This is a genomic window from Rhizobium sp. BK529, assembly GCF_014194105.1.
Lineage (GTDB): Bacteria > Pseudomonadota > Alphaproteobacteria > Rhizobiales > Rhizobiaceae > Rhizobium.
In genome coordinates this window covers 2358029-2382555 of the sequence record NZ_JACIAU010000001.1, presented here as the reverse complement: position 1 = coordinate 2382555, position 24527 = coordinate 2358029, and the positions used below count along the sequence as shown (strand labels likewise).

Sequence of the window (24527 nt, the reverse complement as noted above, 5' to 3'; positions counted from 1 at the left end):
ATCTCCTTCCGGCTCTGCGGAAAACTCTCTCATGACGCTGTGTGGGTGATAATTGAGAAAGGAACGGAAGGATCATCCAGCAGCGGTGGATAATCCTTCCGCCGCGGCCGCGGAGGTCTGGGCGGCCTTGGTATCGATGTCGGGCACGACCGACATGCCCGAGCGCAGCAGACCGGCAAGGCGCTCGTCGTCGATGACGATCTTGACCGGAATGCGCTGGACGATCTTGGTGAAATTGCCTGTGGCGTTGTCGGGCGGCAGCAGCGAGAATTCGAGGCCGCTTGCCGGCGAAACACTGTCCACATGACCCTTGATGGCAATGTCCGGGAAGCTGTCGACCTTGATCTCGACCAGCTGGCCGGGACGCACGAAGGTGAGCTGGGTTTCCTTGAAGTTGGCGACGACATAGACCGCATGCAGCGGCACAACCGCCATCAGCTGTGTGCCCGAGGTGACATACTGGCCGACGCGGATCGAGCGGGCGCCGACCGTGCCATCAACAGCAGCGACGATCTCCGTATAGGAGAGGTTGAGCTCGGCCTGGCGGGCGGCGGCAACGGCGCGGTCGCGCTGGGCAAGTGCCTGTTCGCGCTGTGTCTGCAGCACCGGCACCTTGTTCTCGGCGGCAACGACGGCGGCCTGATCGCGCTCGACGGCAGCCGCAGCCTGATCCTTCTGCGACTGGCTCTGTTCGGCGCGAGACTGCGTGCCGGCGCCGTTGGTGATCAGGCGGCTGGCGCGCTGGGCATCGGATTGGGCGAAGGCAAGCGAAGCCTGTGAGGCATCGAGCGTTGCATGTGCCTGTGCGATGATCGACTGTTGCAGCGAAATCTGCGCGTCGAGATTGGTAACGGCGGCCTCGGCCGCCTTCACGTCGGCCTTGGCCTGCGAGAGCGCTGCCTGGAAATCACGGTCGTCGATACGGGCGAGAACCTGCCCGGCCTTGACGGTATCGTTATCGTTGACGAGCACTTCCTTGATATAGCCGGCGACCTTCGGAGCGACGGTCGTATAATCGGCCTTCACATAGGCATCGTCGGTGGATTCGATGAAGCGGCCGACCGTCCAGTAGTGATAGCCGAAGTCGCCGGCAAAGGCGGCGCCGGCAAGCAAGGCTGCGGCAAGAACGGCACGCTTGACGATCTTGCGGCCGGTTTTCCTAGGGGCTTCTACGGCCGCGGCAGCTGCAGCCATCGCTTCTGCAGTCGGTGCCCCGGCTTCGGCCGTCGGGGCGATCCCGCCCTGTGGCGTATTCTTGAAAATGTCGTTGCGGGGGAGTTCAACCATTGTCCTTCTCCATCAGTCTCGGCCCCGTTCGTGAGAGGCCTTGTTCGATGGCTGGAAGATGGACCCGGCAGTAGTTTCTGATAATCTCCTGTTTTCCGGAAGGATCATCAACTCTCATTGGATAATCGAGGAACAACATGGATCGGCTGACCAGCCTCACAGTCTTCGGCCGGGTAGTGGAATGCGGCGGCTTTTCGGCTGCCGCGCGACGCCTGAACATGTCCGTCACCATGGTGGGTAACCATGTGCAATCATTAGAGGATCGCCTTGGCGTGCGGCTCCTGAACCGCACCACCAGGAAGGTCAGCCTCACTGAAACCGGCAAATATTATTACGAACGTTCATCGCAGATCCTGGCCGATCTGGAAGAGGCGGACCGCACGGCCGGCGCATTGAGTTCGACGCCGCGCGGCACGCTGAGATTCTATACGAGCAGCGCGATCGTCCGCTTCCTGCTCCCCGTCATCAACGAGTTCATGACGCTCTATCCGGCTGTCCAGATCGATTTCAATATCGGCGAGCGCGCGGTGGATATGATCGAGGATGGCTATGATCTGGTGATCCGCTCGACACCGTCTCCGGATTCGAGCCTCGTTGCGCGCAAGCTGACGCCCTGGCGGCATTTTCTCGTCTGCTCGCCGGATTATTTGAAGACCCATGCCATGCCGACGACGCCGGCGGAGGTCGCCGAGCACAATTGCCTGCAATATGCCTATTATCCCTTCGGCGACGAATGGCGTTTCCAGGACAAGGAAGGCAAGCAGGAAAGCGTCAAAGTGGGCGGCAGCCTCATTTCCAACAGCGCCGAAACATTGCGCTACCTGGTGCTGAGCGGGCAAGGGATTTTTCTGGCGCCAAGCTTTGTCATCTTCGAAGACCTCGCCGCGGGCCGTCTCGTCAGTATGATGCCCGATTATCGCGGCGTCGAGATCCACATCAATGCGGTCTATCCCAACCGCAGCCATCTGCCGACCAAGGTGCGTCTGTTCCTCGACATGCTCGTGGAGCGTTTCGCCGAGCATCGCAAATGGATGGCATGAGAAACGTCCGGCAAGACTGTTAGCCGGCTGGACCTTGCCTCAAACCGTCCTCAAATAACCTTCAGCACGATCTTGCCCTTGGCGTGCGGGCGCATCCCTTCCAGCATCTCATGCGCGGCGATCGCCGCATCGAGCGGCAGCACATCGCCGACATTGGTTTCGAGTTCGGCGGCATCGACCATCGCGGCAATTTCATTCAACTCCTTCGTTGTGACGTTGACGAGGAAGAAGAGGGCCTCGACGCCATATGTCTTCGCAAGCTCCTGATCCGGCTGCGAGACGGCGGAAATGAGCCGGCCGCCGCGATTCAGGACCGCAAAGGAGCGCGTCTGCGTTTCGCCGCCGGCAAGATCGATCACGGCATCGACTTCATGGGCAAAGTCCTCGAAGCGCTGGCTGCGGAAGTCCACGACGATATCGGCCCCGAGCCGTCTGACGGTCTCGATGTCGCTGCCGCTTGCCGTGGCGATCACCTTCACCCCGGCTTTGCGGGCGAATTGTACCGCATAGGCGCCGACATTGCCGGCCGCACCGTGAATCAGCACCGTTTGTCCGGCGGTGAGCCTGGCGTGGTCGAACAGCGCCTGCCGCGCCGTTACCGCAATGACAGGTATCGAGGCGGCCTCGACATGGTCGATGCTCGCCGGCTTGCGGGCTATCATTCCGGCAGCGGCGATCGCATATTCGGCATAGGCGCCGATGAAGCGCGGATTGGTGACGCCATAAACGGCATCGCCGCGCGCCACCTGCGTCACGCCGTCACCAATCGCTTCCACCGTCCCGGAGAGGTCCGAGCCGAGCGTCAACGGCAGGGGCTGGGGCAGGGCGCTGTTGCCCAAACGGATCCAGCCATCCCAAGGTCCGACGCCGGCCGCATGCACCCTGATGAGAACTTCACCCTTGCCGGGTGCGGGAATCTCGATGTCTTCGGCAATAATGGCTTCCGGCGGTCCGAATGCATGAACCCGGTAAGCTTTCATGGTTTTGTCCGTCTTCGGGGCTTTGTCGGCTGTTGTGGTCATCTTTCGCTCCTTTCGGTCTCGATGGAGAAAAGATGCCGCCATCGAAGGCTTCCGATAACCCGCGCTGTCGCGGAAGGATTATCAAGCATCAAAGGATAATCCGGTCCGGCCGCGCGACCTGCCGGACCGGCACTCTATCACGGCCGGACCGGCGAGCCGATATAACCGGCGGACTGGATATAGGCGATCGGCGCAAAGAAATTCCCGCCGGCATTGAAGGCCATCAGCCCTTCCTCGCTCAGTGCCGTCAGTACTGCCGGCCGCGACGCGACACGCTTCATGAAAGCAGGAAGCGCCGGAAACTGATCGAGATCGATTTTGACCCACGGCGACCAGTTGAGGCAAACGAAGAGATAGGCATCCGCGATCGTAAAATCCTCGCCGGTGAGATAGGGGCCGGCAAGCCTGCCGTTGATCCAGTCGAGACGCTTGTGGACGACCGCGCGCATGGCGTCATGCACGGTGGTGTAGTTGGCATCGAAGAGTATCACCATCGGTTTGTGCAGTTCCGACGTGATGAAGTTCAGCAGCGACTGCACCTGATTGCGGGCGAAGCTGCCGAATTCCGGTAGCATCCGGCGCCCATCAGGCGAGCTGTCGGCGAGAAATTGCGCAATCGCCGGTCCCTCCGTCAGCACCTTGCCATCATCCAGCACCAGCGCCGGCACATAGCCATTGCCGTTGATCGCAAAATAGTCGTCACCCTCGCTGGTTATGTGCGTCTTTCGATCGACCGTGATGAGCTTGATGTCGATATCGAGCTCGCGGCAGATGATGTGCGGCGACAGCGAACAGGCGGCTGCATGCATATAGAGCTTCATGGGTTTTCTCCTCCTGCGGCGGTTCGAGAGCGGCCGCATCAATCCGTTGGACTTTTGTACTATTTCGCATAAAATTCTTTTGGTCAATTATTTTATGCGAAACGGTACAAAATGAGCGAGAAGAAGCGTGGTCGCCCAAGAGCCTTCGATGCCAGGCAAACGTTGGAAAAGGCGAGGGAGGTGTTCTGGGACCGCGGTTTTGCCGGCACATCGCTGGATACGCTGAGCGCTGCCACCCAGCTCAACCGCCCAAGCCTCTACGGTGCCTTCGGCGACAAGGAGGCTCTCTATCTCGATGTCATGGAGGCCTATCGGGCCGAAAGCATGGATGTGCTGGCCGATGCACTCGACCCGTCACTGCCGCTGCGCGACAATCTCGCGAAGGTCTATAAAAGCGCCCTGGAGATTTATCTTCACGGCGAGACGTCCGCTCGCGGCTGCTTCCTCATCAGCACGGCGACTGCCGAGGCGATCCAGCACGAGCGTGTTCGTGACCTGCTGAGCCGCAGTCTCGAGGATTTTGACGGCGCGATCGAGCAGCGCATGGCGCTCGCCGTCGAACGCGGCGAACTGCCCGGGGGCAGCGATGTCCACATGCTTGCAAGACTTGCCTCGGCCGTCATGCATTCGCTCGCCGTGCGCGCCCGGGCCGGCGATAGCCGCGAGACGCTGGAGGCCTTGGCTAAATCCGGCATTGACATGATCTGCGGCAAAACCTGACGCTCAGGCTTCCTCTTCTTTCGGCCGGACCAGCCACGCAAAGGCCGCGCCTGCAACCAGCAGGACGCAGGTGCCGAGAAAGACCGCCCGCATACCGATATGGCCGCCGACGAAGCCGCCGAGAACAGGCCCGACGACCTGGCCTACGAATTGCGAGGAAGTGGAGAGGCCGAGGATGCTGCCCGCCGCACTATCGGGCACATTGTGCCGGATCACGGCGGCGATGCAGGGCAGCAGCCCGCCAAGCGCGACCCCCATCAGGAAACGCAAGGCGATGAGCTGCCAGGAAGAGGTCACGAAAGCCTGTGGGATGAGCAGCAGCCCGGCGACGGCCAGCGCCCCGGCAATGACGGGCCAGTGGCCGATCCGGTCCGCCAGCCTCCCAAGCCGCGAGGCCGAGAGAATGCTGCCGAGCGCCGCGGCCGACATGACGATGCCGGCCACCATCGTGACCTGCCGCTGATCGGGCACAAGCTGCGCCACATAGACGGTGATGATCGGTTCGATCGACATATTGGCGAGCATCAGGAGCAGCCCGGTCGCGAGCATCGCAACCACGGGCCCCTTGTCGGGAATGGATTTCCAGCCGCCGGATGCCTTCGCCGCCTGTTTGCGCGCCGCCGATTTCTCCTCCTTGATCAGAAAGGTCGTCGCGAGGAAGGCGAGGAAGATTATGCCGCCTGCAGCCAAAAACGTACCGCGGATGCCAATGATGGGCGGCAGCGCCCCACCGATCAGCGGGCCGACCAGATTGCCGGCCATGATGCCGGATGAGAGCACGCCGAGCGCCCAGGCCGATCGGTCCTTCGGCGTCTGTGTCGCGACCAGCACCATCGAGCCGGAAGCATAACCACCCGCGAGGCCAACGAAGAGGCGCAGCGCCACGAGCTGCCAGACGCTGCCGGCCATGCCCATCAGCGAGATAGCGATGGTCATGCCGAGGCTTGCGCGCACCAGCATCAGCTTGCGCCCGTAGATATCGCCGAGCCGGCCCCAGAGTGGCGCCACGCAAGCGGCGGCAAAGAAGGTCGCACCATAGGCGATGCCCGACCATTGCACGATCGCCGCATGATCGCTCACGCCGAGTTCTTCCACATAGAGCGGAAGGAAGGGAAGCAGCAGGGTCATCGCCACGATGGTCGTGAACGAGCCCGTGAGCGAGATGACGAGATTGCGTTTCCAGTAGGCGGAGCCGGGTACCACCTTTGCGGCGTCCCATTGCGTGTCGGTCATTGCGGATCTTCTTCGTACAGTTTGGCCTTGGCCAAGATGAGGCGATCCTCACTTTATGCATCGCGCTGCGGGCTGCCAAGGACGGATTCGCCCCAATCAGACCTGCCGTAAAAAGGAAAGCGGCTTGAAAAGCACCATTTCGCCTCTAGCTGATTGCAATATGCAATCGGTAAGGAGAGGCAGACATGAGCAACAGGAATGAACACCGCGCCCAGATGCTGCGCGATCTCTACGCAGCCTATATCGATCAACGCAAGGATATCGTCGGCGCCATGCTGACGGAGGACTTTACCTTTTCGAGCCCACGGGACGATCACATAAACCGGGCCACCTACTTCGAGCGCTGCTGGCCGAATGAGCCGCTGCTGAAAGCCTTCGATATCGAGTTCCTGTCGGTTGAGGGGGACCAGGGCGTCGTGCGTTACCGCGCCGAAACGACCGATGGCAAGGCGTTCCGCAACATGGAAAGTTTTCGCTTCGCCGGCGACAAGATAGCATCCGTCGATGTCTATTTCGGCCGCAATACGGCCTGAAGCATGTCGCGCAAATTGTGTAGCGGTTTTGCGGTAACGACATGCGTCACGCCTAAATTTGAAGCGTGGCAGGCGAAACTAAGAGATCGCGCACGTCAGAAGAGCCGCATCGCCGAAGTCGCAATGATGACGATGGAAACCGCGATCATCAGAGGTTTCACCGGCAGCCGCTTGACGAGGATCGCGCCGAAGGGCGCGGCGATCACGCCACCGATAATCAGCCCGACTGCCGAGCCGAGTTCGGACCAGCCGAGCGTCAGAACGAAGGTGATGGATATGATCAGCGTCACCGCGAACTCGGTGAAGTTGGTCGAGCCGATCACCCGCTTCGGATCGTGACCGCGGCCGACGAGCGAACTGGTGACGATCGGTCCCCACCCGCCGCCGCCGATCGCATCCAGCACGCCGCCGCAAAGCCCGACGGGCGGCACCATCCAGTCGCTGACTTCGCGCCTGGGCGTCGGGTGGAAAGCCTTCCAGAAAATTAGGAGGCCGATAACGATCAGATAGGCGGAGACGAAGGGCTCGATCAGCTTGCCGTCGACGTTGGCCAGCAAAAAGGCGCCGACGGCCCCACCGATCATGCCGGCAGGCGCCAGCCGTGCTACGAGCTTCCAGTCGACATTGCGATGCCAGGCATGGGAAATGCCCGATGCTGCCGTGGTGAACAGCTCCGTCACATGCGTCATGGCGCTGGCATTGGCAGCCGGCACGCCAAGCGTCAGCAGGCTGGTCGTGGACAGCACGCCGAAGGCCATTCCGAGGGCGCCGTCGACGATCTGCGCGCAGAAACCGACGACGACGAAGAGGAGGAAATCCCAGGTCATAAAGGTCCCTAACGAGCAAAGGCCTGATTTGCAGATACGTTCAGTATGGAAAAACTTCCGCCTCAAGCATCTGATGCACGCCGTTTGAGGCGCATGACTTTGAAAAAGCCATTCGGGAAAACCGGCAATATTTGAACCTCATCGAAGCCGTTCCCTTTTGCCCAGTCCGTGATCCGCCTGATTCGGAAAGAAGAACTCCAGCCAACTCGCCGCACCAGCGGCGCGACAGCCTCCTCGATGGCACCCTGCAGACCGGCGCCATCGCCGAGCTTGCTGGCAAGGATAATCTCGCCGCCTGGCCGCAGCACGCGGGCACATTCGTCAAGCGCCCGCTCGGGTTCGGGAATGAGAGTGATGACGAAGGGTAGGCAGACTGCATCGAAGGACCGGTCCTCGAAGGCGAGCGCATGTGCGTCCATGACCTGCAGTTGCCGCACATGGAAAAGCTTGTGCCTGGCAACTTTTTCCCGCGCCTTGGCAATCATGTGCTCGGAAATGTCGATGCCCGTCACGCGGCTGCGACGCGGATAGTAAGAGAGCACCAGGCCGGTGCCGACGCCGATTTCCAGAATATCCGTGCCGGCGTCAGCAGCAAGCCGCGCAAGCGTGCGGTGTCCGTCGCGCAGGATGCTTCGATAGACCTGGTCGTAGACCGGCGCCCAGCGCTGATAGATTTTCTGCTGATCGTCAGCCCGATTTTGGACATGTCGCATGCGGCGCCTCCTTCATCCCCTGCCTCCAAACTCCGAAAGGCAGGCCCGAGTTCCGACTGACTGGTAAAGGACGTGTCAGACTTGCTGCTTTTGCCGTCGACGGAGAGTTTCCTCCCCGCCGAACCAAGCCTTGATCACTCTGCCGGCGTGCGCAGCGTCGCTTCGACGACCGCGAGTTCGTCGTTGACGGAGTCGGCGATCATGCCGTTGCCGCGCAACGATTTGCTGGAGATATCAATCATCGGCGCGAAGTTGGCGGCCGGCATGCGCACCTCTTCCTTCTCGGGCTCCGCGAGAGGCGGGACATCGGCGACGGCAGGACGATCGCCGCGCGCCACTTCCAGCTGACCGCTGAGGATTGCGCGCTCGGCACGCAGCTGGCGGATTTCCGACTTGGCGATTTCCAGGCTCGTGCGCAGCTGGCTGATTTCGTAGCGGTCGGTATCGAGGCGCGTATCGAGATCGTTCTTGAAGGCTTCGATCTCACGGTCGCGCTTGTTGCGCTGGCTTTCAGCCTCGCGCAGCTTCATCACGAGATCATTGCTGTGGGCAGCGAGCTCGCGGCGGGCAGCTTCGCTTTCCGCGCCATTGAGGCGAACCCGGTTGAGCTCATCCGTCATCCGTTCCAGGCGCGTCAGCGCCGTGGCAAGTTCGCTCTTCGTGCGCTTCAGTTCCGCGCGGGTCGACTGCAACTCCTCGTCCGTCATCTTGTTGCGGCTGTTGGCGGTCGACAGCAGCTTCTCGACGAGCTCGGACTTCGAGCCGATTGCCTCATGCTTGGTGCGCAGGTTGGCCAGTTCGAGCGTCGAGGAGGTTTCCAGCGTTTCGAATTCGGTTTCCAGGCGGCGATAACGCTCTTCCGAAGCAGCTAGATCCTGCTTCAGGTTGGAGATGGAGGACTGCAGGCTGCGCGTCAGCGCCTCATGCTCGGACAGATTGGTCTTGAGGTGGCTGCGCTCTTCATTGAGACGCGCGATTTCGCGAAGCTGGATGCTGTTTTCGCGGCGCGAGCTTTCGATGAGCAGCTGATGGGCCGTGGTTTCCAGATCCAGCTTTTCGCGCGTGATCGCCAGTTCCCGGCTGCGCACATCATGGTCCTGCTGTGTGCGGCGAAGGTGTGAGGAAACCTCGTCGAACTGCAGCGCCCGGTCGCTGAGCTCGCGCTCGGCATCGATCAGCCGCGCCTCGACCACGGTGAATTCCTCGCGTGTCAGCTCATGCACGCCCTGCAGCTTGATCAGCTCTTCGCGGTAGGTGCTGGCCTCGACACGAAGCTGGCTGCAATCGACCTTCAGTCCCTTGTTTTCGATCGCAAGGCGCTGATTGTCCTGATCGGCTTTGCGCCGTGCATTGCTCTCATAATCGAGCAGCGAGGCCAGGCGTGAGCATTCTGCCCGCAGAGCACCCGTTTCGTTGAGCGACTGGCTGTGTGCGCCGAGCAGCGAGGAGACACGCTCCTGCAGAGATGTCAGGCTGACGAGCAGCTCTTCGGAGGACTGCTTGTTTTCCTCGATTGCCGTGCCGAAAGCCTGGAAATCCTCAATTTCTGAAACGCTGTACTGCACCGGCGGCTTATCAGCGAGAGCGGTTTGCTCGGTCACGGACGACATCGGACGATGGCCGGATACTCTTGCACCCGGCTTCATCGGTTCTTCATTACGACGAAAAAAGCTCATGACCATCACACGCCCCGAAGTTGATGTCAGAAGTCCCTGAAATGATTTAAGCAATGCTAACTAAGAAAATACCGGAGAATGTCAGACTAACATTCTCCGGTAGCTCTGGGTTGCATCTAAGACGTGCTCCTCGCGGCCTGTCAAAAGCGCCTAAGGGAAATTAACAGGTTTTTATTGAAATCCCGGAGGCGTACCCTGAACGCGTTGGGCGAGACGCGAGCGGAGCTCGTTTTCGGCACATGGCTTGAGAAAAATAATGCTTGGCGAGGGGAGGGACTCCATTCCTTTTCATGCCATTTCCCTTTTTGCCGTCATATCGGTTTCATCTCCAGGAAGGCGTGGCACAGACTGTGATTTGTGCTTTTGAAGAGAGCCTGCCGCAGGAGGCAATTTTTCCTCGAAGTCGTTGTTTTTTGATAATTCGCCGGTTGCCACTCCGTGCTTCCCCTCCTATGTTCCGCCTCACCTGCCGATGACGCAATCTATTGCCAAGAGGAGATCTGATATGGCTTTCGAATTGCCCGAACTTCCCTATGACTACGAAGCGCTTGCTCCCTTCATGTCGAAGGAGACGCTGGAGTTTCATCACGACAAGCACCACAAGGCTTACGTCGACAACGGCAACAAGCTTGCAGCGGAAGCCGGCCTGGCCGATCTCTCCCTGGAAGACGTCGTCAAGAAGTCCTTCGGCACCAATGCCGGCCTCTTCAACAATGCCGCTCAGCACTACAACCACGTCCATTTCTGGAAGTGGATGAAGAAGGGCGGCGGCGGCAACAAGCTGCCGGGCAAGCTCGAAGCTGCCTTCAACTCCGACCTCGGCGGCTACGACAAGTTCAAGGCCGATTTCGCCAATGCCGGCGCAACGCAATTCGGCTCCGGCTGGGCCTGGGTTTCCGTCAAGAACGGCAAGCTCGAAATCTCCAAGACCCCGAACGGCGAAAACCCGCTGGTTCACGGCGCGACCCCGATCCTCGGCGTCGACGTCTGGGAACATTCCTACTACATCGACTACCGCAACGCTCGTCCGAAGTATCTCGAAGCCTTCATCGACAGCCTGATCAACTGGGATTACGTCCTGGAGCGCTACGAAGCGGCTACGAAGTAAGCACTTCGAAAGTTTTGGTTTTTCAGCACCCGGTGCCGCCAAGCGTCGGGTGTTTTCGTTTCTGCCGAAACAAATGCTGCGAAGGCCGCTTGACTCATTCATACCCATATGGCTATAAGTAAATCCATAGCCAACCAGGTATGAATTCTGATGTCGAATGTTCAGGACGCACTTTTCCGGGCGCTTGCCGATCCGACCCGACGCGCCATCTTCGAACGTCTATGCCGTGAAGGCGAGAAGACGGTCGGCGTTCTGACGGTCGGGGCCGGCGTTTCCCAACCGGTCGTCTCGAAGCATCTGGCGGTGCTGAAGACCGCCGGCCTGGTGCGCGACCGTCATGAAGGCCGCCAGACGCATTACAGCGCCGAGATCAAGGCGCTTGCTCCTCTGGCGGACTGGACGACGGAGATGGCCGGCTTCTGGGAAGGCCGGTTCGACGCTCTGGAAGATTTGCTCAAAAGGATGGACCAATGAACGACACCGCAACTGAAGTCCGCTCCGTCATCATCGAGCGGGAGATTGCTTTCCCGCCGGAGAAGATCTGGCGTGCGCTGACGCAGCCGCATCTCATCCAGGAATGGCTAATGAAGAGTGACTTCAAGCCTGTGCGCGATCACAGCTTCAAGTTCACTGCCGAATGGGGTTCCGTCGATTGCCGAGTACTGGAAATCGAGCCGAACAGGACCCTCACTTACACCTGGGATGCCTATGGCCTCGAAAGCACCGTCACCTGGACGCTGACCCCTGCCGGTTCGGGCACGCATCTGCGCATGGAGCAGGCAGGTTTCCGTCCGGATCAGGAACAGGCCTACCAGGGCGCAAAGTTCGGCTGGCAGCGCTTCTTCGACAATCTGCAGCAGGTTCTGGTGCGTCAAGACTGAAATACAGACGCAGAAGCCTGCTTGAGGAGGAAATGCCAATGAATTGGAACAAGTTTATCCGCCAGCTTCACCGCTGGCTGTCCATAATCTTCACGCTGACGGTCATTGCCAATTTCGCCACCATGGCTTTCGGCACGCCGCCGGCCTGGGTGGTCTATTCGCCGCTGCCGCCTCTTTTCCTGATGTTGTTCAGCGGCCTCTACATGTTCGCATTGCCTTATTTCAGCGACCGTCAGAGCGAAGCGCCCGCCACGAGGTGAGGGTTGCGCCGCGGTTGGCAGCACCGTCACATCGCTGTCATCCGCGGCCACTACATCACGCCGCATGTCATCAGCTGATCTTCCCTATTTCCGCTTCGGCATCATCGCCGATCCGCAATATGCCGCCATAGAACCGCAAGTCGAGATGGGGCGCTATTACGCCAACAGCCTCGCCAAGGTTGCTGCCGCGATCGAGACCTTCAATGGCGAGGACCTGAGCTTCGTCATGACGCTCGGCGATATCATCGACCGCGATTTCAGAAGCTTCGACGATATCCTGCCCGTCTATGAAAAGCTGCGTCACGAGGCGCACTTTCTGCTCGGAAATCATGATTTCGGCGTCGCCCCTCAATATCTGGAAAAGGTTGCAGAGCGTGTCGGCATGCCGGCGTCCTATTACAGTTTCCAGCGTCACGGTTTCCGCTTCATCGTGCTCAACGGCAATGAAGTCAGCATCTTCTCATCGCCGGAAGGCCATCCCTTCCGCGTGCTCGGCAGCGAGCGACTGGCGGCTCTGCTGGCCGCCGGCGCCGAGAACGCGCATGAATGGAATGCATCGCTCAGCGACGAGCAATTTGCCTGGCTCGCAGGCGAAATCGAACAAGCGAAGGTCGAGGGCGAGAAGGTGATCGTCATGAATCACTTCCCCGTCCACCCGCCCTGTGAACATGACATGTGGGATCGCGAGCGTATCGTCGAGCTCCTGTCCTCGCAGGACAATGTCGTTGCCTATCTCAACGGCCATAACCATGTCGGCAATTACGGCCAGGTCGCCGGCTGCCACTTCGTCAATTTCAAGGGTGTTGTCGATACCGAGAACGAGAACACCTTCGCCATCGTCGATGTCTATGCCGACCGGCTGGAAATCCGCGGTTTCGGCCGCGAGGACAGCCGCCGACTGAATTACTAAATCAGTTCTGTGTCCGCTGTTGCCGGCTGTGCCCGGTGCTCCAGCGCATCCTTCTTTGGCGGCGTGCCGAACATGCGCGTATATTCGCGGCTGAACTGCGAAGCACTTTCATAACCCACCTGATAGGCCGCATTGGCGGCATTGATGCCGTCAGCCACCATCAGCCGCCGCGCCTCCAGAAGCCGGAGCTGTTTCTGATATTGCAGCGGGCTCATCGAGGTCAGCATCTTGAAATGCTGGTGGAAGGAAGAGGGGCTCATCTTTGCTGCCGCCGCCAGCTGTTCCACACGGACAGGCGCAGTGAAGTTGTCGCGTAAGAGATGGATCGCATCGGCCACGCGCCGCGTCTGGCTTCCAGGCAGCGCCAGCTTGCAGACTTCGCCGCCGTTCTCGCCTGTGAGCAGCCAGAAGCTGATTTCCCGCAAGATCGCCTGTCGCAGGATCGGGATAGATTTCGGCGTCGCCAGCATTCGCATCAGCCGCAGGGTGCAGTCCTGCAATTCCGGTCCGAACTGCTGGACGAAAACACCCTGACCGCCTTCGCCGGATGGCTTGGGCGGGCTTTCCATCTCTTCGAGAACGTCCCGCAGGATGGTGACATCGAGCTCCAGGGTCAGCGCGATCATCGGCCGCTCCGGGCTCGCCTGGATGACCTGTCCGAAGGCCGGCATCTCGACGCTGATCACCAGCGCCTGCATCGCCGTATAGGTGAAAAGCCGCTCGCCGAACATGATCTGCTTGGCACCGTCGACGATGATGCAGAGCGCCGGGCGATAGATCGCCGGCTTCGGCATGGTGAGCGTCGAAGCACGCATCAGGTAAAGACCGGGCAGTGCCGTCGTGTAGAGACCGTCGCCGCCACCATGGCTCTCCATGTATTCGGTAATAGCGTTCTTGATTGCGTCGGACATCATCATTCTCCGGTGGCAGACCGTGCGGTGCTTATGCCCCGTCATCTTACTGCCTGCCGGCAAGCGGACAAGCCGGTTGGAGGAATAGGCAAGAAATTCGAGGCTTTCGGCATTCAAGGAAAGGGCTGTCAGGTCCTAGATTCCAGCCATCTGAACAAGGAGTACCGAGATGACCGATCAGAACGCACTTTCCAAAATCGCAATCGTCACAGGTGGCAGCCGCGGCCTCGGCCGAAACACCGTCGTCAGCCTCGCCCGTGATGGCGTCGACGTGATCTTCACCTATAATTCCAACCGTGCCGAGGCAGACAAGGTCGTGACTGAAGTCGAGGCGCTCGGCTGCAAGGCCGCTGCCCTGCAGCTCGATACCGGCAATGTCGAAGCCTTCGACGCCTTCGTCGGCAGCGTCCGCTCGGTGCTGAAGAGCTGGGGCCGTGACCGTTTCGACTTCCTTGTCAACAATGCCGGCACCGCCTACCACGCCTCGATCACCGAGACGACTGAGGCGGAAATGGACAAGCTCTATAACATCCATTTCAAGGGCGTCTTCTTCCTGACGCAGAAGCTTCTGCCGGTGATTGCCGATGGCGGCCGCATCGTCAATCTTTCCAGTGGTCTTGCACGCGTTGCCGTACCGGGCTCCTCGGCCTACGGTTCGCTAAAGGGCGCTGTCGAGGTGCTGACGCGCTATATGGCCAATGAGCTTGGCGCCCGCGGCATTGCCGTCAACACCGTTGCACCCGGTGCCATCGAAACGGATTTCAGTGGCGGTATGGTCCGCGATAATCCGGAGATCAACCGCCGGGTCGCCGCCATGACGGCGCTTGGCCGCGCCGGCGTGCCCGACGATATCGGCCCGATGATCGCCTCGTTGCTGACGGAAGCCAATCGGTGGGTCAACGCCCAGCGCATCGAGGTCTCCGGCGGCATGGCGCTCTGATTTGCTTCCTTGAAAGCGATCAAGAACGTACCGGTTGCGTCCGGGTCTCTCTTGCCTCGTTTCCGGGGCAGCGGTTCAGGCATTCGCTGCGACAGGCCCTTCCGTCCAGCTTTGCGTCCAAAACGTCCGCAGCGCGTCGCCTTCGCCCTTGAAGAAGGCGTCGGCCTCCGCACAGGCCTCGACCCGGTCGCTGCGGAAGTTGCGGATGGCCTGCCTGAGTTCGCACCAGGCGACGATATTAGCGGTCTGGGAATAATAGATCAGCGCGATCGGGCGGATCATCCGCTCGGTCGCACGTCCCATTTCGTCGCGATAATTGAGGCTAAGCTTGCGCTCGTCGCGGATTGCCCGGCGCACCATGGCAAGATCCATTCCCGGAGGTGCAGGAGCGATAGTGCCCCACGCAAACAGCGCCTTGTTCTCCATAGCCTGACGGAGCGGCGGCGGCACGGCGCCGGCAAGCTTCTGATTGACGCGTCGGGCGGCGAGCTTCAGTTCGTCGTCGCCGGTGCGTTCCAGCAGCGCCAGCGACAGCACGATCGCTTCGGTTTCCTCGATCGAAAACATCAGTGGCGGCAGATCGAAGCCTGGCCGCATGATGTAGCCGATGCCGCGCCCGCCCTCGATCGGCACCCGCATTGCCTGCAGCGCGGCGATGTCGCGATAAATCGAGCGCACCGTCACTTCCAGCTTTTCGGCCATGACGGCGGCCGTCATCGGCTTCTTCGCCAGCCGCAATATCTGGATGATCTCGAAAAGCCTGGAGGCCTTGCGCATTTGCCACCCTTTCTCCCACGCTCCTGACAATACATTGTCAGTTGGCCTGCCGTATAGAGCCCATCTATCGATTTGAAATTAATGTGCTTCCTGGAAAAGCACCTAGGAATACGGGACGGACAACTGACATGAATTATCACGAAAGCCTCTGGCTCTACTTCACCCTTCTCTTCGGCATCATCATCGTGCCGGGCATGGACATGCTCTTCGTGCTCGCCAATGCGCTGACCGGCGGCACCAGACGGGGGCTCGCCGCTACCAGCGGCATCATGCTGGGCGGGGCGGTGCATTCCGCCTATGGTGCGGCGGGAGTGGGCATCCTCGTCGCCATGCTGCCGGGTGTTTTCAACCTGCTGCTCTTTGCCGGCGTTGCCTACATGATCTGGATCGGCATCTCGCTGATGAGGAGTTCGATCAAGGTCGAGGCGGTCGGCCCCGGCACGGCGCGCTCCACCTGGAAGGCGTTCCGGCAGGGGGCAGTCACCTGCCTCGTCAATCCCAAGGCCTATATTTTCGTGCTGGCGGTCTATCCGCAATTCATCAAGCCGGAATATGGGCCGATCTGGCTGCAGGGCCTGATCATGGGCGCCATGACGGTGCTCACGCAGCTTGGCGTTTATGGCACGCTTGCCATGACCGCCGGTCGCAGCCGTGATCTCCTGGTTTCCAACCCGAATACGACTGCTGTCATCGGCCGTCTCGCCGGCCTGCTGCTGGTCGTCATATCGGCGATCAGCCTCTGGCAAGGATGGAAGACTGCATAATATTCCATCGATGCTTATCACATTGTTTTTATGAGGATCCGGCCAAACGTGACTATGCGGCGAGGTGGATTTTGTCATGATCGCCGTGCAGATTTGCCCCGGCCGGTTTTGCCGGCGGAACAATGGAGAGAGAAGAATGAATTGGAAAACAATAGCGACGGCTGTTGCGCTTGCCGGCATTGCCATCGGTTCGGCCATGGCGGCCGACGGCACGCATGACGCACGCGTTGGAATGATGAAGCAGATCGGTGGCGCAGCAGGTGCGCTTTCGGCCATCGCCAAGGGCACGAAGCCCTATGATGCGGATGCCGTCAAGGCAGCACTGACGACGATCGCTCAAACCGCAAAGGCTTTCCCGGAGCAGTTCAAGCCGGGCACCGAGACGGGCGACAGCGAAGCAAGCCCGAAGATCTGGGAAAACATGGATGACTTCAAGGCACGCGCCATGAAGCTGTCTACCGACGCCGAGACCGTGCTCGCCCAGCTGCCGGCTGATGCTGCCGGCGTTGGCGCGGCGCTTAACACCGTTGGCGGCAATTGCGGTGGCTGTCATCAGCTCTATCGTATCAAGAAGGACTAAGCGATAGAGCCATTCCCAGACGACCCCGTCATCCGCACCGGCCCTTGCCGCCGGTGCGGATCGCTTTATTCTCGCCGGCAGCGGGACCCGGCGAGCGAATCCCGGAATGCCCTTGATATCGATAGAAGGAGAGGCGGCGCATGGTCCGCAGGTTCGTCCGCTTTGTGCTCTGTCTCATCGGCGTCGTCGTGATTGGCGGCGCGGTTTTTTATTTCGTCACCGCGCCGGACCCGCTGCCGGAAAGCCATTGGGCCAATCTCGGTGCGCCCGACGTAGCAAACGGCGAAAAAGTGTTCTGGGCCGGCGGCTGCGTCAGCTGTCATGCCGCCCCTGGCGCGCAAGGCGATACGAAGCTGACCCTTGCCGGTGGTCTCGCACTGAAGAGCCCCTTCGGCACGTTCCACGTCCCCAACATTTCCCCGGATGAACAGGCGGGCATCGGCCGCTGGACGCTCGCCCAGTTCGGCAACGCTATGAAGCGCGGCGTCGGTCCCGACGGCCAGCATCTTTACCCATCCTTCCCTTACGGCTCCTATGCGCGCATGAGTGACAAGGATGTCAACGATCTCTTTGCCTATCTAAAGACGCTGCCGAAGAGCAGCAATGTCGTCCCGCCGCACGAATTGCCGTTCCCCTTTAACATCCGCCTGGCGCTCGGCGCCTGGAAGCTCCTTTATTTCAATGACCAGCCGCGCGTCGTACTCGCCAACGCCGATGACAGGTTGAAGCGCGGCCAGTATCTGGTCGAAGGCCTCGGCCATTGCGGCGAATGCCATACCCCACGCGATTCCCTCGGCGGCTTCGTCCGCGACCAGTGGCTCGCCGGCGCCCCTAACCCGGAAGGCAAGGGTCGCATACCCGATATCACGCCGGGCTCGAAAAGCATCGGCTCCTGGAGCGAGGCCGATATCACCAACTACCTGCAGACCGGCTTCACCCCCGATTTCGACTCCGCCGGCGGGCAGATGGTCGACGTGCAGCAGAATATCGCCCGTCTGCCGCAGTCCGATATCGAAGCGATCTCCGCCTATTTGAAGGCGGTGCCGAGCAAGTAGCGCCTGCCTCGGGCAAGCGCCACAGGCTAGATTGATGGCCATGAACCATCCGTCGCTCGAGGAAACTGACGCCGCCATCGCCCGCATGAGGGATCGCCTTGGCGCGCGCAACGCGGTGCTCGCGCGCTGGTTCACAGATACGCTTGCTGCCATGGAGGCAAAGATGGCGAGCCCTCTCGATAATCCCGGCGATCTTGCGCAGGCTCGGGCCGCTGCCTTCCTCTTCGTCAAGTCGGCACTTCACCAATGGGCGACCCGGCCGGGCGCACGAGGCGACCGCCAAGGCACGACGGCCGAAGTGATAGAGTTGCTTAGCGCGGCTCACGCCGCCTTCGGCTGATGCTCCGCGCCGAAAATCTGCACATAGGTATCTAACTCTTCGCTGCCGAAGCCGAGGGCACGGAAGATTTCCGCCGTAAAGGTGATTGGTGCCGAGCCGGGTGCGGTCACGATCATGCCTGAACGCACAGCCTGTGGTCCGTCGCGGTAGTGCGCCTGGCCGCGATAACCCTCGGCACTGGCGACAAAATCAGGCGCATTGCTGGTGTGCGGAATGTCGTTCAGCACACCGGCGCGCGCCAACGCCAATGTCCCGCCGCAGATCGCCGCCGTGAGCTTGCCGCGCCCGATAAAATCGTTGATGACGAGCGAAAGGTCGGGTGCCTTTTCGGTATCCCAGATCGTCCCGCCGCAGATAACAAGTGCATCGAAAGCGTCACCATGCAGGTTTTCGGCGACAGTATCGGCGGCCACCCGCAGCCCGCCCATGGAGCGCACCTCTGCGCCGCCGGGACTTGCCGTCACCACGTCGAAGCCGAAATGGGTGCGGGCGGAGGCAGCAAGCTGCCCCACTTCCCAGTCCGCGAAGCCGTCGGTCAGAACCACCGCCAGTCGGGTCATGTTTTCCTCCCTTGCAAGATGGCCGAGCGGCTGGTGCCGCTCACGACAGAGCCTGCATATAGCGCATGCCGGTGACCGGGCGAGGGGTGAAGTCCATTTGTTCGTAGAAGCGGTGCGCTTTGACATTGCCGGTGGCAGCGCTGACGGAAAGGTAATCGCAGCCTGCCATACGTGCGGTTTCGCGGGCGCGGTCGACCAGAAGCTGACCCGTGCCATGGCCGCGATGGCCATCACGCACGAAAAGGTGATGCAGATCCATGCCGCGCTTGCCTTCCTGCGCCCGGTAGAGCGGGACGAGGATGGCGTAGCCGATCAGACCCTCGCTGCCTTCTGCGACGATAGCCGAGATCCAGGGCGTCGGGCCGAAAAGATCGCGTTCGAGCTGCTCCGGCGTCGAGGCCGAGATGTCGCCGTGGTGAGCGGCAAGCAGGCCGATCATTTCATGGAGTTCGGCGATGTCGCGGGGTTTGGCGGCGCGGATCGTCACCACCGGCGGGCGCATGAGCGATATTTCGCTGTCTTCTAATTCAAGCACGGTTTTCGCGTCCTTTTCGAAATTATGCCGTCAGGACGCTGCCGATACAACAAAGCCGCCTGACGGCGGCTTGTTGACATTATGATCTGTCTTGGCCGCCCCTTACAGGTACAGCCAAAAATACGAGCGGTTATGGTGCGCGTTCTCGATCATGCCAAGATCAATCCTCCGAAACCGCTCATTTGTCAATGGCCGATCAGGTGGCGTTAGTTCGGACAGCGGAGCGTTCGTCAGCGCATTTCCGCTTGCTTTTGTTGCCATGGCCGCGTTCGAGGCGTTTCCCTCGAGAGCGTGTTTGAGATCGGACATGACGAAATCCGTGAGATGCGTCGCCTTGTCGCTTTCACCTTTCGACAAGAAATAGTATACCCCCCTATCCTAATTAGAGGCGATCATGTCCCATACGACCCACCAGAAGAAGAAGCTCATCGCCCGCGTCAGCCGCCTCCGAGGCCAGCTCGAGGCCGTCGAGCGCGCGCTGGAAGCCGAGCGCCCCTGCGGCGAAATCCTGCAGCTTCTCGCCTCCGTGCGCGGCGCGCTGACGGGGCTGACCGGCGAGGTGCTGGACGATCACCTGCACGAACATGTGCTGCATGCCGCCGACGAGAAGGCGAGGGCGGAAGCGGTCGAGGAAATATCGGAAATATTGCGAACCTATATCCGCTGAGGCGGATCGATCAGGAGATGGCGATGAATGCCGGAACGAATACCCACGGACATGAACATGTCTTCCTGGGGCAGGATCATGCCCGGAACGAGCGCCGCATCTGGCTGGTGATCGCGCTGACCGCAGTCATGATGGTGGTCGAAATCGCCGCCGGCACGATATACGGCTCGATGGCGCTGGTGGCTGACGGCTGGCACATGTCCACCCATGCCAGCGCACTGCTGATTTCCGCGCTCGCCTATCTCTTCGCCCGCAAACAGGCGCGCAACCCGCGCTTCACGTTCGGCACCGGCAAGCTCGGCGATCTCGCTGGCTTCGCAAGCGCCATCATTCTGGCGATGATTGCCCTGCTGATGGGTTGGGAAAGCTTCCTGCGCATCACGTCGCCCGTGCCGATCAGCTTCAGTCAGGCGATTGCCGTCGCCGTCATCGGCCTTGTGGTCAACCTCGTGAGCGCCTGGTTGCTGAGCGGCGGTGGCCACGATCATCACGGCCATGGACATGCTCACGGACACGGACACGGACATGCTCACCGTCACGATCATCACCACGGCCATGACCATGGCCACAGCGGTCACGCCGATAACAATATCCGCTCCGCCTATATGCACGTCATCGCGGACGCACTGACATCGGTGCTCGCCATTGCCGCGCTCACCTTCGGCAGCCTTTATGGCTGGCTGTGGCTCGATCCGCTGATGGGCATCGTCGGCGCGCTCATCATTGCGCAATGGTCATGGGGACTGCTGAAATCGTCGGGCGCCGTGCTACTCGATGTACTCTCCGAAGGGGAGACGCTGCCGGACGAGATTCGCGGCGCGATCGAAGGCGATGGCGACCAGATCACCGATCTGCATGTCTGGCAGGTCGGCCCCGGCCACCACGCGGCAATCGTCGCTGTGCTGACGCCGCAACCGCGCGACACGGCATTCTATAAGCAGCGGCTGGCGAGCCTGGACGAGTTGTCGCATGTGACGGTGGAGGTCACGCGCGCCGCCTGATTCCGTCAAAAGCCGAGATGCCGCCGCAATCGGGCCTTACGCCTGCGATCCTGATTCCTCGGAGGTCTTCATGAATCACAGCCTTACCCGCCGCAGCTTCATGGGCTCCGCCTTGCTGTTGCCTGCGCTGGGTTTTGCCGCTCGTGTGCGTGCAGAGCAGCAGAATGATGATATTGACAAGCGGCTTGCAGCACTGGAAGCGCGCATTGGCGGGCGCCTCGGGGTCTCCGTCCTCGACAGCGACACAAATGTCTCCTTCGGCTATCGCGGCAGCGAGCCGTTCGCCATGTGCAGCACCTTCAAAGTTCTGGCTGCCGGCCTCGTGCTCGCCCGCGTCGACAGGGGTGATGAAAAGCTCGACCGGCGCGTCACCTACGGCAAGGAAAAACTCGTCACCTATTCACCAGAGACGGAAAAGCACGCCGGCGGCGAGGGCATGACCATGGCCGAGATCTGCAAAGCCGGCATTACGCTCAGCGACAACACGGCCGGCAACCTGATGCTGGAAAGTTTTGGCGGTCCGGCAGCGCTCACCGACTGGCTCCGCTCCATCGGCGACGGCACCACGAGGCTCGACCGCATGGAAACGGCACTGAACGAGGCGGCAAAAGGCGATCCGCGCGACACCACGACGCCGGATGCTATGCTCGACTCGCTCGGCAATATCGCCCTCGGCTCCGTCCTGGCGGAAGATTCGGCCAATCAGCTAGTCGACTGGATGGTGGCAAATACGACTGGCGGCGGGCGCCTGCGCGCAGGCTTGCCATCCGACTGGAAGATCGGCGACAAGACCGGCACGGGCGACAACGGTTCGGCCGGCGATATCGCCATCATCTGGCCGCCCAACCGTGGCCCGATCGTCGCCACCGTCTATATGGCCGAAACGACCGTGAAAATGGATGAATTCAACCCCGTCTTTGCCGAGATCGGCAAGATGATCACCGAGATGGTGTAGAGCAGTTCCAGCAAGAGGTGTGCAGCGTTTTTGCGCCCGGAATTGTGTGAAAAAATGCCTAGCTCTCGGCGGGTGTTTCGTCTGCGGGTTGGGTTGCGCTGGATTGTCCGCTCGTCGAGGGTTGTTCGGCTCCGTCTCCCCCGCCTTCGATACCGGCAAGCTCACGCTTGATCTGCTCGGCAATTTCCTTCTCGATCGCCTCGCGCTGATCGGCCGGCATGGCCTTCAGGTCGTCTTCGGTCAGGCCATGTGCCTCAAGGTACCGGGCACGGATGAACTCTGCCGGGTCCATGTTGCTCCAGTCGGAAAATTCGTCGACCAGGCTGCTATGCGCCGCCTTGGTCGCCATTTCGTCTTCGGACGGCTGGTTGATATAGGTCTCGTTACCGGCCTGAACCGCCCACATCGTATTGGCGATGGAAGGCGGGGTCGTGCTCGGCTGCAGGCCGGCGCCGGATTGACTGCGCGTGCTGCCTCCGAATTCGTCGGCCTGCTTGTTCCTGGATTTGCCCTGCTCGAAAAGCGAACCGAGGCCGGAATAAATTGAAAGACTGCTACCGATTTCCATGAAAAAGTCCCCCTGAAAAACCGGCAGCATCATCCTCCCGCGAACCTGTCCGAGGCTTGCGGCTCTACCTGAACGTGAGAAAATCCTTAGATTCTCTCCGGTTCACAGGAAATCGATCAATGTCCTCGTCGCGGCGGAGAGACGGCGATGCGGGGCATAAACCAGCGAGAAGGGGCGCGAACGCCCGCCCGCCTCGGCAAGTATTTCGATCAGGCTGCCGCGGCTGATTCTCTCGCGAACGATGAAATCATAGCTCTGGCAGATGCCCATGCCGGCCTCGGCAAGCGAGACGACGCCCAGCACGTCATCATGAATCTCGATTGTCCCGCCCGGCGTCCAGTCAGCCTCCACCCCATCGACGCGAAAGAGCCAGGGCGCCGGCCGGCCAGTGCTCGGCATGATGAAGGGCAGGCATTCGTGCTGTGCCAGATCCGCAATCGTCAGCGGCATACCGGCAAGCCTGACATATTCAGGAGAGGCGACGAGCCGAAGCGGCGCATCTTGGAGCTTGCGGGCGACGAGCCCGCTGTCCGGCAGTGGCCCGAGACGGATCGCCAGATCGTAGCCTTCCGCGACAAGATCGACATTCCGGTTGGTGATACTGACCTCGACATGCACGTCCGGATGGACGGTGCTAAAACGCTTTAGTTTTTCCGGAAGACGGAAGTGGCCGTAAGTGGTGGAGACGCTGAGACGCACACGGCCGCTGATCTCCCCGTCCTGCCCCTGTATCGCGCGCTCGGCGTCCTCGATCAGCGAAAAGGCGGCCCGCGTCTGCTCCAGATAGGCGCGACCGGCGTCCGTGAGGCTCAGGCGCCGTGTCGTGCGCCGCATGAGCTGTGTGCCAAGCCGCGTCTCCAGCCGGGTGATCGCCCGGCTCAGCACCGAAGGTGTGGTGGATAAGGCGATTGCTCCTGCGCTCATCGAGCCCTTTTCCACAACCGTCGTGAAAGCCTCCACATCGCCGAGATGATCGAAACGTCGCATGATCATGGCCTTTGAAGAACAGATGATTTCCGCCGAGGCAACTTTATCATCTCAAGAGGAGCTAATAAATCCTCGTCATCGAATGAAAATCAACCTTCGACGGTCGATCGGACAACAGGAGAAAGCGATGACATCTACAGCAAAGCCCGTACTCTTCGTACTGACCAGTCACGGCGTAAAAGGCGACAGCGGCCAGCCGACCGGCTTCTATCTCGGCGAAGTGACGCACCCGCTGGCCGTCCTCGAGGCGGCGGGTATCAAGGTCGAATTTGCCTCGATCGAAGGCGGTGAGCCGCCGGTCGACGGGCTCGACCTCGAAGATGCGGCGAACGCCCGCTACTGGAACGACGAGAAATTCCGCCAGACGATCCGGACCACGGCGAAACTCGCCGATGTCGATCCCGCCGGCTATTCGGCGATCTTCTTCGCCGGCGGTCACGGCGCCATGTGGGATTTGCCGGCAAGTCCGGCCGTCCAAAGCGTCACCCGGAAAATCTTCGAGACGGGTGGCATCGTCGCGGCGGTCTGCCATGGCCCGGCGGCACTGGTAAATGTCAAGCTCAGCGACGGCAGCTATCTCGTTTCCGGCCGCAACGTCAGCGCTTTCACGGATTCGGAAGAGCGGGCTGTCGGCCTCGACAAGACGGTTCCCTTCCTGCTCGCAAGCACGCTTATTGAGCGTGGCGCCAGGCACCATCCGGCGCCTGACTGGAATGCCAAGGTCGTGGCCGACGGCAGGCTAATCACCGGCCAGAACCCGCAATCTGCCACCGGCGTCGGCGAAGCAATCCGCGACCTGCTCGCCGCCTGACAACGACAGGACGACCGGCCGGCAGCAGATCCGGTCCGGTCGTAA

Annotated in this window: 32 protein-coding genes; 17 read left to right on the top strand and 15 right to left on the bottom strand. The window is 60.8% G+C overall.

The window, feature by feature from the left end; all coding sequences use genetic code 11:
• Nucleotides 1-72: 72 nt before the first annotated feature.
• The gene (locus tag FHX08_RS12130; protein ID WP_132652139.1) at nt 73-1287 is read right to left on the bottom strand and encodes an HlyD family secretion protein; all 1215 of its coding nucleotides are present in this window, start codon (nt 1285-1287) and stop codon (nt 73-75) included.
• A gap of 137 nt (nt 1288-1424) precedes the next feature.
• On the opposite strand from FHX08_RS12130, the gene FHX08_RS12125 reads away from it, so the two are divergent.
• Nucleotides 1425-2327, top strand: coding sequence for a LysR family transcriptional regulator (locus FHX08_RS12125; RefSeq protein ID WP_132652138.1), 903 nt, complete (start codon nt 1425-1427; stop codon nt 2325-2327).
• Between the two features lie 50 nt (nt 2328-2377).
• Here FHX08_RS12125 and FHX08_RS12120 read toward each other — a convergent pair whose 3' ends face one another.
• Together FHX08_RS12120 and FHX08_RS12115 are read right to left on the bottom strand one after the other, a co-directional pair.
• Nucleotides 2378-3349, bottom strand: a complete 972-nt coding sequence (locus FHX08_RS12120) for an NADP-dependent oxidoreductase (RefSeq protein ID WP_245508238.1) — start codon at nt 3347-3349, stop codon at nt 2378-2380.
• Nucleotides 3350-3486: 137 nt separating this feature from the next.
• The gene (locus FHX08_RS12115) at nt 3487-4170 is read right to left on the bottom strand and encodes a glutathione binding-like protein (RefSeq protein WP_132652137.1); all 684 of its coding nucleotides are present in this window, start codon (nt 4168-4170) and stop codon (nt 3487-3489) included.
• A 111-nt stretch (nt 4171-4281) separates the two neighbouring features.
• On the opposite strand from FHX08_RS12115, the gene FHX08_RS12110 reads away from it, so the two are divergent.
• On the top strand, nt 4282-4890 hold the full coding sequence (locus tag FHX08_RS12110; protein ID WP_132652136.1) for a TetR/AcrR family transcriptional regulator: 609 nt from the start codon (nt 4282-4284) through the stop codon (nt 4888-4890).
• A 3-nt stretch (nt 4891-4893) separates the two neighbouring features.
• Here FHX08_RS12110 and FHX08_RS12105 read toward each other — a convergent pair whose 3' ends face one another.
• Nucleotides 4894-6123 (bottom strand): multidrug efflux MFS transporter, encoded by a 1230-nt coding sequence (locus FHX08_RS12105; protein ID WP_132652135.1) that lies wholly within the window; start codon nt 6121-6123, stop codon nt 4894-4896.
• Nucleotides 6124-6308: 185 nt separating this feature from the next.
• Here FHX08_RS12105 and FHX08_RS12100 point away from each other — a divergent pair, with 185 nt between their 5' ends.
• Complete coding sequence (locus tag FHX08_RS12100; RefSeq protein WP_132652134.1) at nt 6309-6656, top strand: nuclear transport factor 2 family protein; 348 nt, start codon at nt 6309-6311, stop codon at nt 6654-6656.
• 95 nt (nt 6657-6751) lie between these two features.
• Here the strand turns inward: FHX08_RS12100 and FHX08_RS12095 are convergent, their stop codons facing one another.
• The 4 genes from FHX08_RS12095 to FHX08_RS12080 form a co-directional block, all read right to left on the bottom strand.
• Nucleotides 6752-7483: a sulfite exporter TauE/SafE family protein gene (locus tag FHX08_RS12095; protein WP_132652133.1), complete on the bottom strand. Its 732-nt coding sequence runs from the start codon at nt 7481-7483 to the stop codon at nt 6752-6754.
• Nucleotides 7484-7545: 62 nt separating this feature from the next.
• Entirely contained in the window at nt 7546-8196 is a 651-nt protein-coding gene (locus tag FHX08_RS12090; protein WP_132652132.1) for a class I SAM-dependent methyltransferase, read from the bottom strand.
• A 134-nt stretch (nt 8197-8330) separates the two neighbouring features.
• The gene (locus FHX08_RS12085; protein ID WP_312862133.1) at nt 8331-9872 is read right to left on the bottom strand and encodes a hypothetical protein; all 1542 of its coding nucleotides are present in this window, start codon (nt 9870-9872) and stop codon (nt 8331-8333) included.
• A 288-nt stretch (nt 9873-10160) separates the two neighbouring features.
• Nucleotides 10161-10307, bottom strand: coding sequence for a hypothetical protein (locus tag FHX08_RS12080; protein WP_165911856.1), 147 nt, complete (start codon nt 10305-10307; stop codon nt 10161-10163).
• Nucleotides 10308-10377: 70 nt separating this feature from the next.
• Between FHX08_RS12080 and FHX08_RS12075 the strand changes: the two genes are divergently transcribed.
• The 5 genes from FHX08_RS12075 to FHX08_RS12055 all read left to right on the top strand — a co-directional run bounded on the left by FHX08_RS12075 (nt 10378) and on the right by FHX08_RS12055 (nt 13031).
• A complete protein-coding gene (locus FHX08_RS12075; RefSeq protein ID WP_132652130.1) occupies nt 10378-10980 on the top strand; it encodes a superoxide dismutase in 603 nt (200 codons plus the stop codon).
• Between the two features lie 150 nt (nt 10981-11130).
• Nucleotides 11131-11454, top strand: coding sequence for a helix-turn-helix transcriptional regulator (locus FHX08_RS12070; protein WP_132652129.1), 324 nt, complete (start codon nt 11131-11133; stop codon nt 11452-11454).
• Nucleotides 11451-11861, top strand: a complete 411-nt coding sequence (locus tag FHX08_RS12065) for an SRPBCC domain-containing protein (RefSeq protein WP_132652128.1) — start codon at nt 11451-11453, stop codon at nt 11859-11861. Before FHX08_RS12070 ends, FHX08_RS12065 begins: the two co-directional genes overlap by 4 nt.
• A 38-nt stretch (nt 11862-11899) precedes the next feature.
• Nucleotides 11900-12121 (top strand): hypothetical protein, encoded by a 222-nt coding sequence (locus FHX08_RS12060; protein ID WP_132652127.1) that lies wholly within the window; start codon nt 11900-11902, stop codon nt 12119-12121.
• Nucleotides 12122-12185: 64 nt separating this feature from the next.
• Entirely contained in the window at nt 12186-13031 is an 846-nt protein-coding gene (locus FHX08_RS12055) for a metallophosphoesterase (protein ID WP_132652126.1), read from the top strand.
• Here FHX08_RS12055 and FHX08_RS12050 read toward each other — a convergent pair.
• Complete coding sequence (locus FHX08_RS12050; RefSeq protein WP_132652125.1) at nt 13028-13942, bottom strand: AraC family transcriptional regulator; 915 nt, start codon at nt 13940-13942, stop codon at nt 13028-13030. The two genes, FHX08_RS12055 and FHX08_RS12050, sit on opposite strands and share 4 nt — an antisense overlap.
• Before the next feature lie 169 nt (nt 13943-14111).
• Here FHX08_RS12050 and FHX08_RS12045 point away from each other — a divergent pair, with 169 nt between their 5' ends.
• Entirely contained in the window at nt 14112-14882 is a 771-nt protein-coding gene (locus FHX08_RS12045; RefSeq protein ID WP_132652124.1) for an SDR family NAD(P)-dependent oxidoreductase, read from the top strand.
• Between the two features lie 75 nt (nt 14883-14957).
• Here the strand turns inward: FHX08_RS12045 and FHX08_RS12040 are convergent, their stop codons facing one another.
• Entirely contained in the window at nt 14958-15659 is a 702-nt protein-coding gene (locus tag FHX08_RS12040) for a YafY family protein (RefSeq protein WP_132652123.1), read from the bottom strand.
• Between the two features lie 128 nt (nt 15660-15787).
• Between FHX08_RS12040 and FHX08_RS12035 the strand changes: the two genes are divergently transcribed.
• The 4 genes from FHX08_RS12035 (at nt 15788) to FHX08_RS12020 (ending at nt 18398) form a co-directional block, all read left to right on the top strand.
• Nucleotides 15788-16423, top strand: coding sequence for a LysE family translocator (locus FHX08_RS12035; protein ID WP_132652122.1), 636 nt, complete (start codon nt 15788-15790; stop codon nt 16421-16423).
• Between the two features lie 136 nt (nt 16424-16559).
• Nucleotides 16560-17003 carry a c-type cytochrome gene (locus FHX08_RS12030; protein ID WP_132652121.1) on the top strand — a complete coding sequence of 148 codons (444 nt, stop codon included), beginning with the start codon at nt 16560-16562 and terminating at the stop codon, nt 17001-17003.
• 140 nt (nt 17004-17143) lie between these two features.
• Nucleotides 17144-18058, top strand: coding sequence for a cytochrome c (locus FHX08_RS12025; RefSeq protein ID WP_132652120.1), 915 nt, complete (start codon nt 17144-17146; stop codon nt 18056-18058).
• A gap of 34 nt (nt 18059-18092) precedes the next feature.
• On the top strand, nt 18093-18398 hold the full coding sequence (locus FHX08_RS12020; RefSeq protein ID WP_184327206.1) for a hypothetical protein: 306 nt from the start codon (nt 18093-18095) through the stop codon (nt 18396-18398).
• On the opposite strand, the gene FHX08_RS12015 is transcribed toward FHX08_RS12020, so the two are convergent.
• The 3 genes from FHX08_RS12015 to FHX08_RS12005 form a co-directional block, all read right to left on the bottom strand.
• On the bottom strand, nt 18380-18958 hold the full coding sequence (locus tag FHX08_RS12015) for a type 1 glutamine amidotransferase family protein (RefSeq protein WP_184327205.1): 579 nt from the start codon (nt 18956-18958) through the stop codon (nt 18380-18382). The two genes, FHX08_RS12020 and FHX08_RS12015, sit on opposite strands and share 19 nt — an antisense overlap.
• Before the next feature lie 40 nt (nt 18959-18998).
• Nucleotides 18999-19493, bottom strand: a complete 495-nt coding sequence (locus tag FHX08_RS12010; RefSeq protein ID WP_132652118.1) for a GNAT family N-acetyltransferase — start codon at nt 19491-19493, stop codon at nt 18999-19001.
• Between the two features lie 102 nt (nt 19494-19595).
• Nucleotides 19596-19802: a hypothetical protein gene (locus tag FHX08_RS12005; protein ID WP_132652117.1), complete on the bottom strand. Its 207-nt coding sequence runs from the start codon at nt 19800-19802 to the stop codon at nt 19596-19598.
• A gap of 85 nt (nt 19803-19887) precedes the next feature.
• On the opposite strand from FHX08_RS12005, the gene dmeR reads away from it, so the two are divergent.
• The 3 genes from dmeR to bla all read left to right on the top strand — a co-directional run bounded on the left by dmeR (nt 19888) and on the right by bla (nt 22116).
• Entirely contained in the window at nt 19888-20160 is a 273-nt protein-coding gene (dmeR, locus tag FHX08_RS12000) for a Ni(II)/Co(II)-sensing transcriptional repressor DmeR (protein WP_132652116.1), read from the top strand.
• A 23-nt stretch (nt 20161-20183) separates the two neighbouring features.
• A complete protein-coding gene (gene dmeF, locus FHX08_RS11995; protein ID WP_132652115.1) occupies nt 20184-21161 on the top strand; it encodes a CDF family Co(II)/Ni(II) efflux transporter DmeF in 978 nt (325 codons plus the stop codon).
• Nucleotides 21162-21231: 70 nt separating this feature from the next.
• Nucleotides 21232-22116: a class A beta-lactamase gene (gene bla, locus FHX08_RS11990; protein ID WP_132652114.1), complete on the top strand. Its 885-nt coding sequence runs from the start codon at nt 21232-21234 to the stop codon at nt 22114-22116.
• 58 nt (nt 22117-22174) lie between these two features.
• Here the strand turns inward: bla and FHX08_RS11985 are convergent, their stop codons facing one another.
• The gene (locus FHX08_RS11985; protein WP_132652113.1) at nt 22175-22684 is read right to left on the bottom strand and encodes a hypothetical protein; all 510 of its coding nucleotides are present in this window, start codon (nt 22682-22684) and stop codon (nt 22175-22177) included.
• Between the two features lie 102 nt (nt 22685-22786).
• On the bottom strand, nt 22787-23671 hold the full coding sequence (locus tag FHX08_RS11980; RefSeq protein WP_245508237.1) for a LysR family transcriptional regulator: 885 nt from the start codon (nt 23669-23671) through the stop codon (nt 22787-22789).
• Between the two features lie 127 nt (nt 23672-23798).
• On the opposite strand from FHX08_RS11980, the gene FHX08_RS11975 reads away from it, so the two are divergent.
• Nucleotides 23799-24482, top strand: coding sequence for a type 1 glutamine amidotransferase domain-containing protein (locus FHX08_RS11975; protein WP_132652111.1), 684 nt, complete (start codon nt 23799-23801; stop codon nt 24480-24482).
• The last annotated feature ends 45 nt before the right edge of the window (nt 24483-24527 follow it).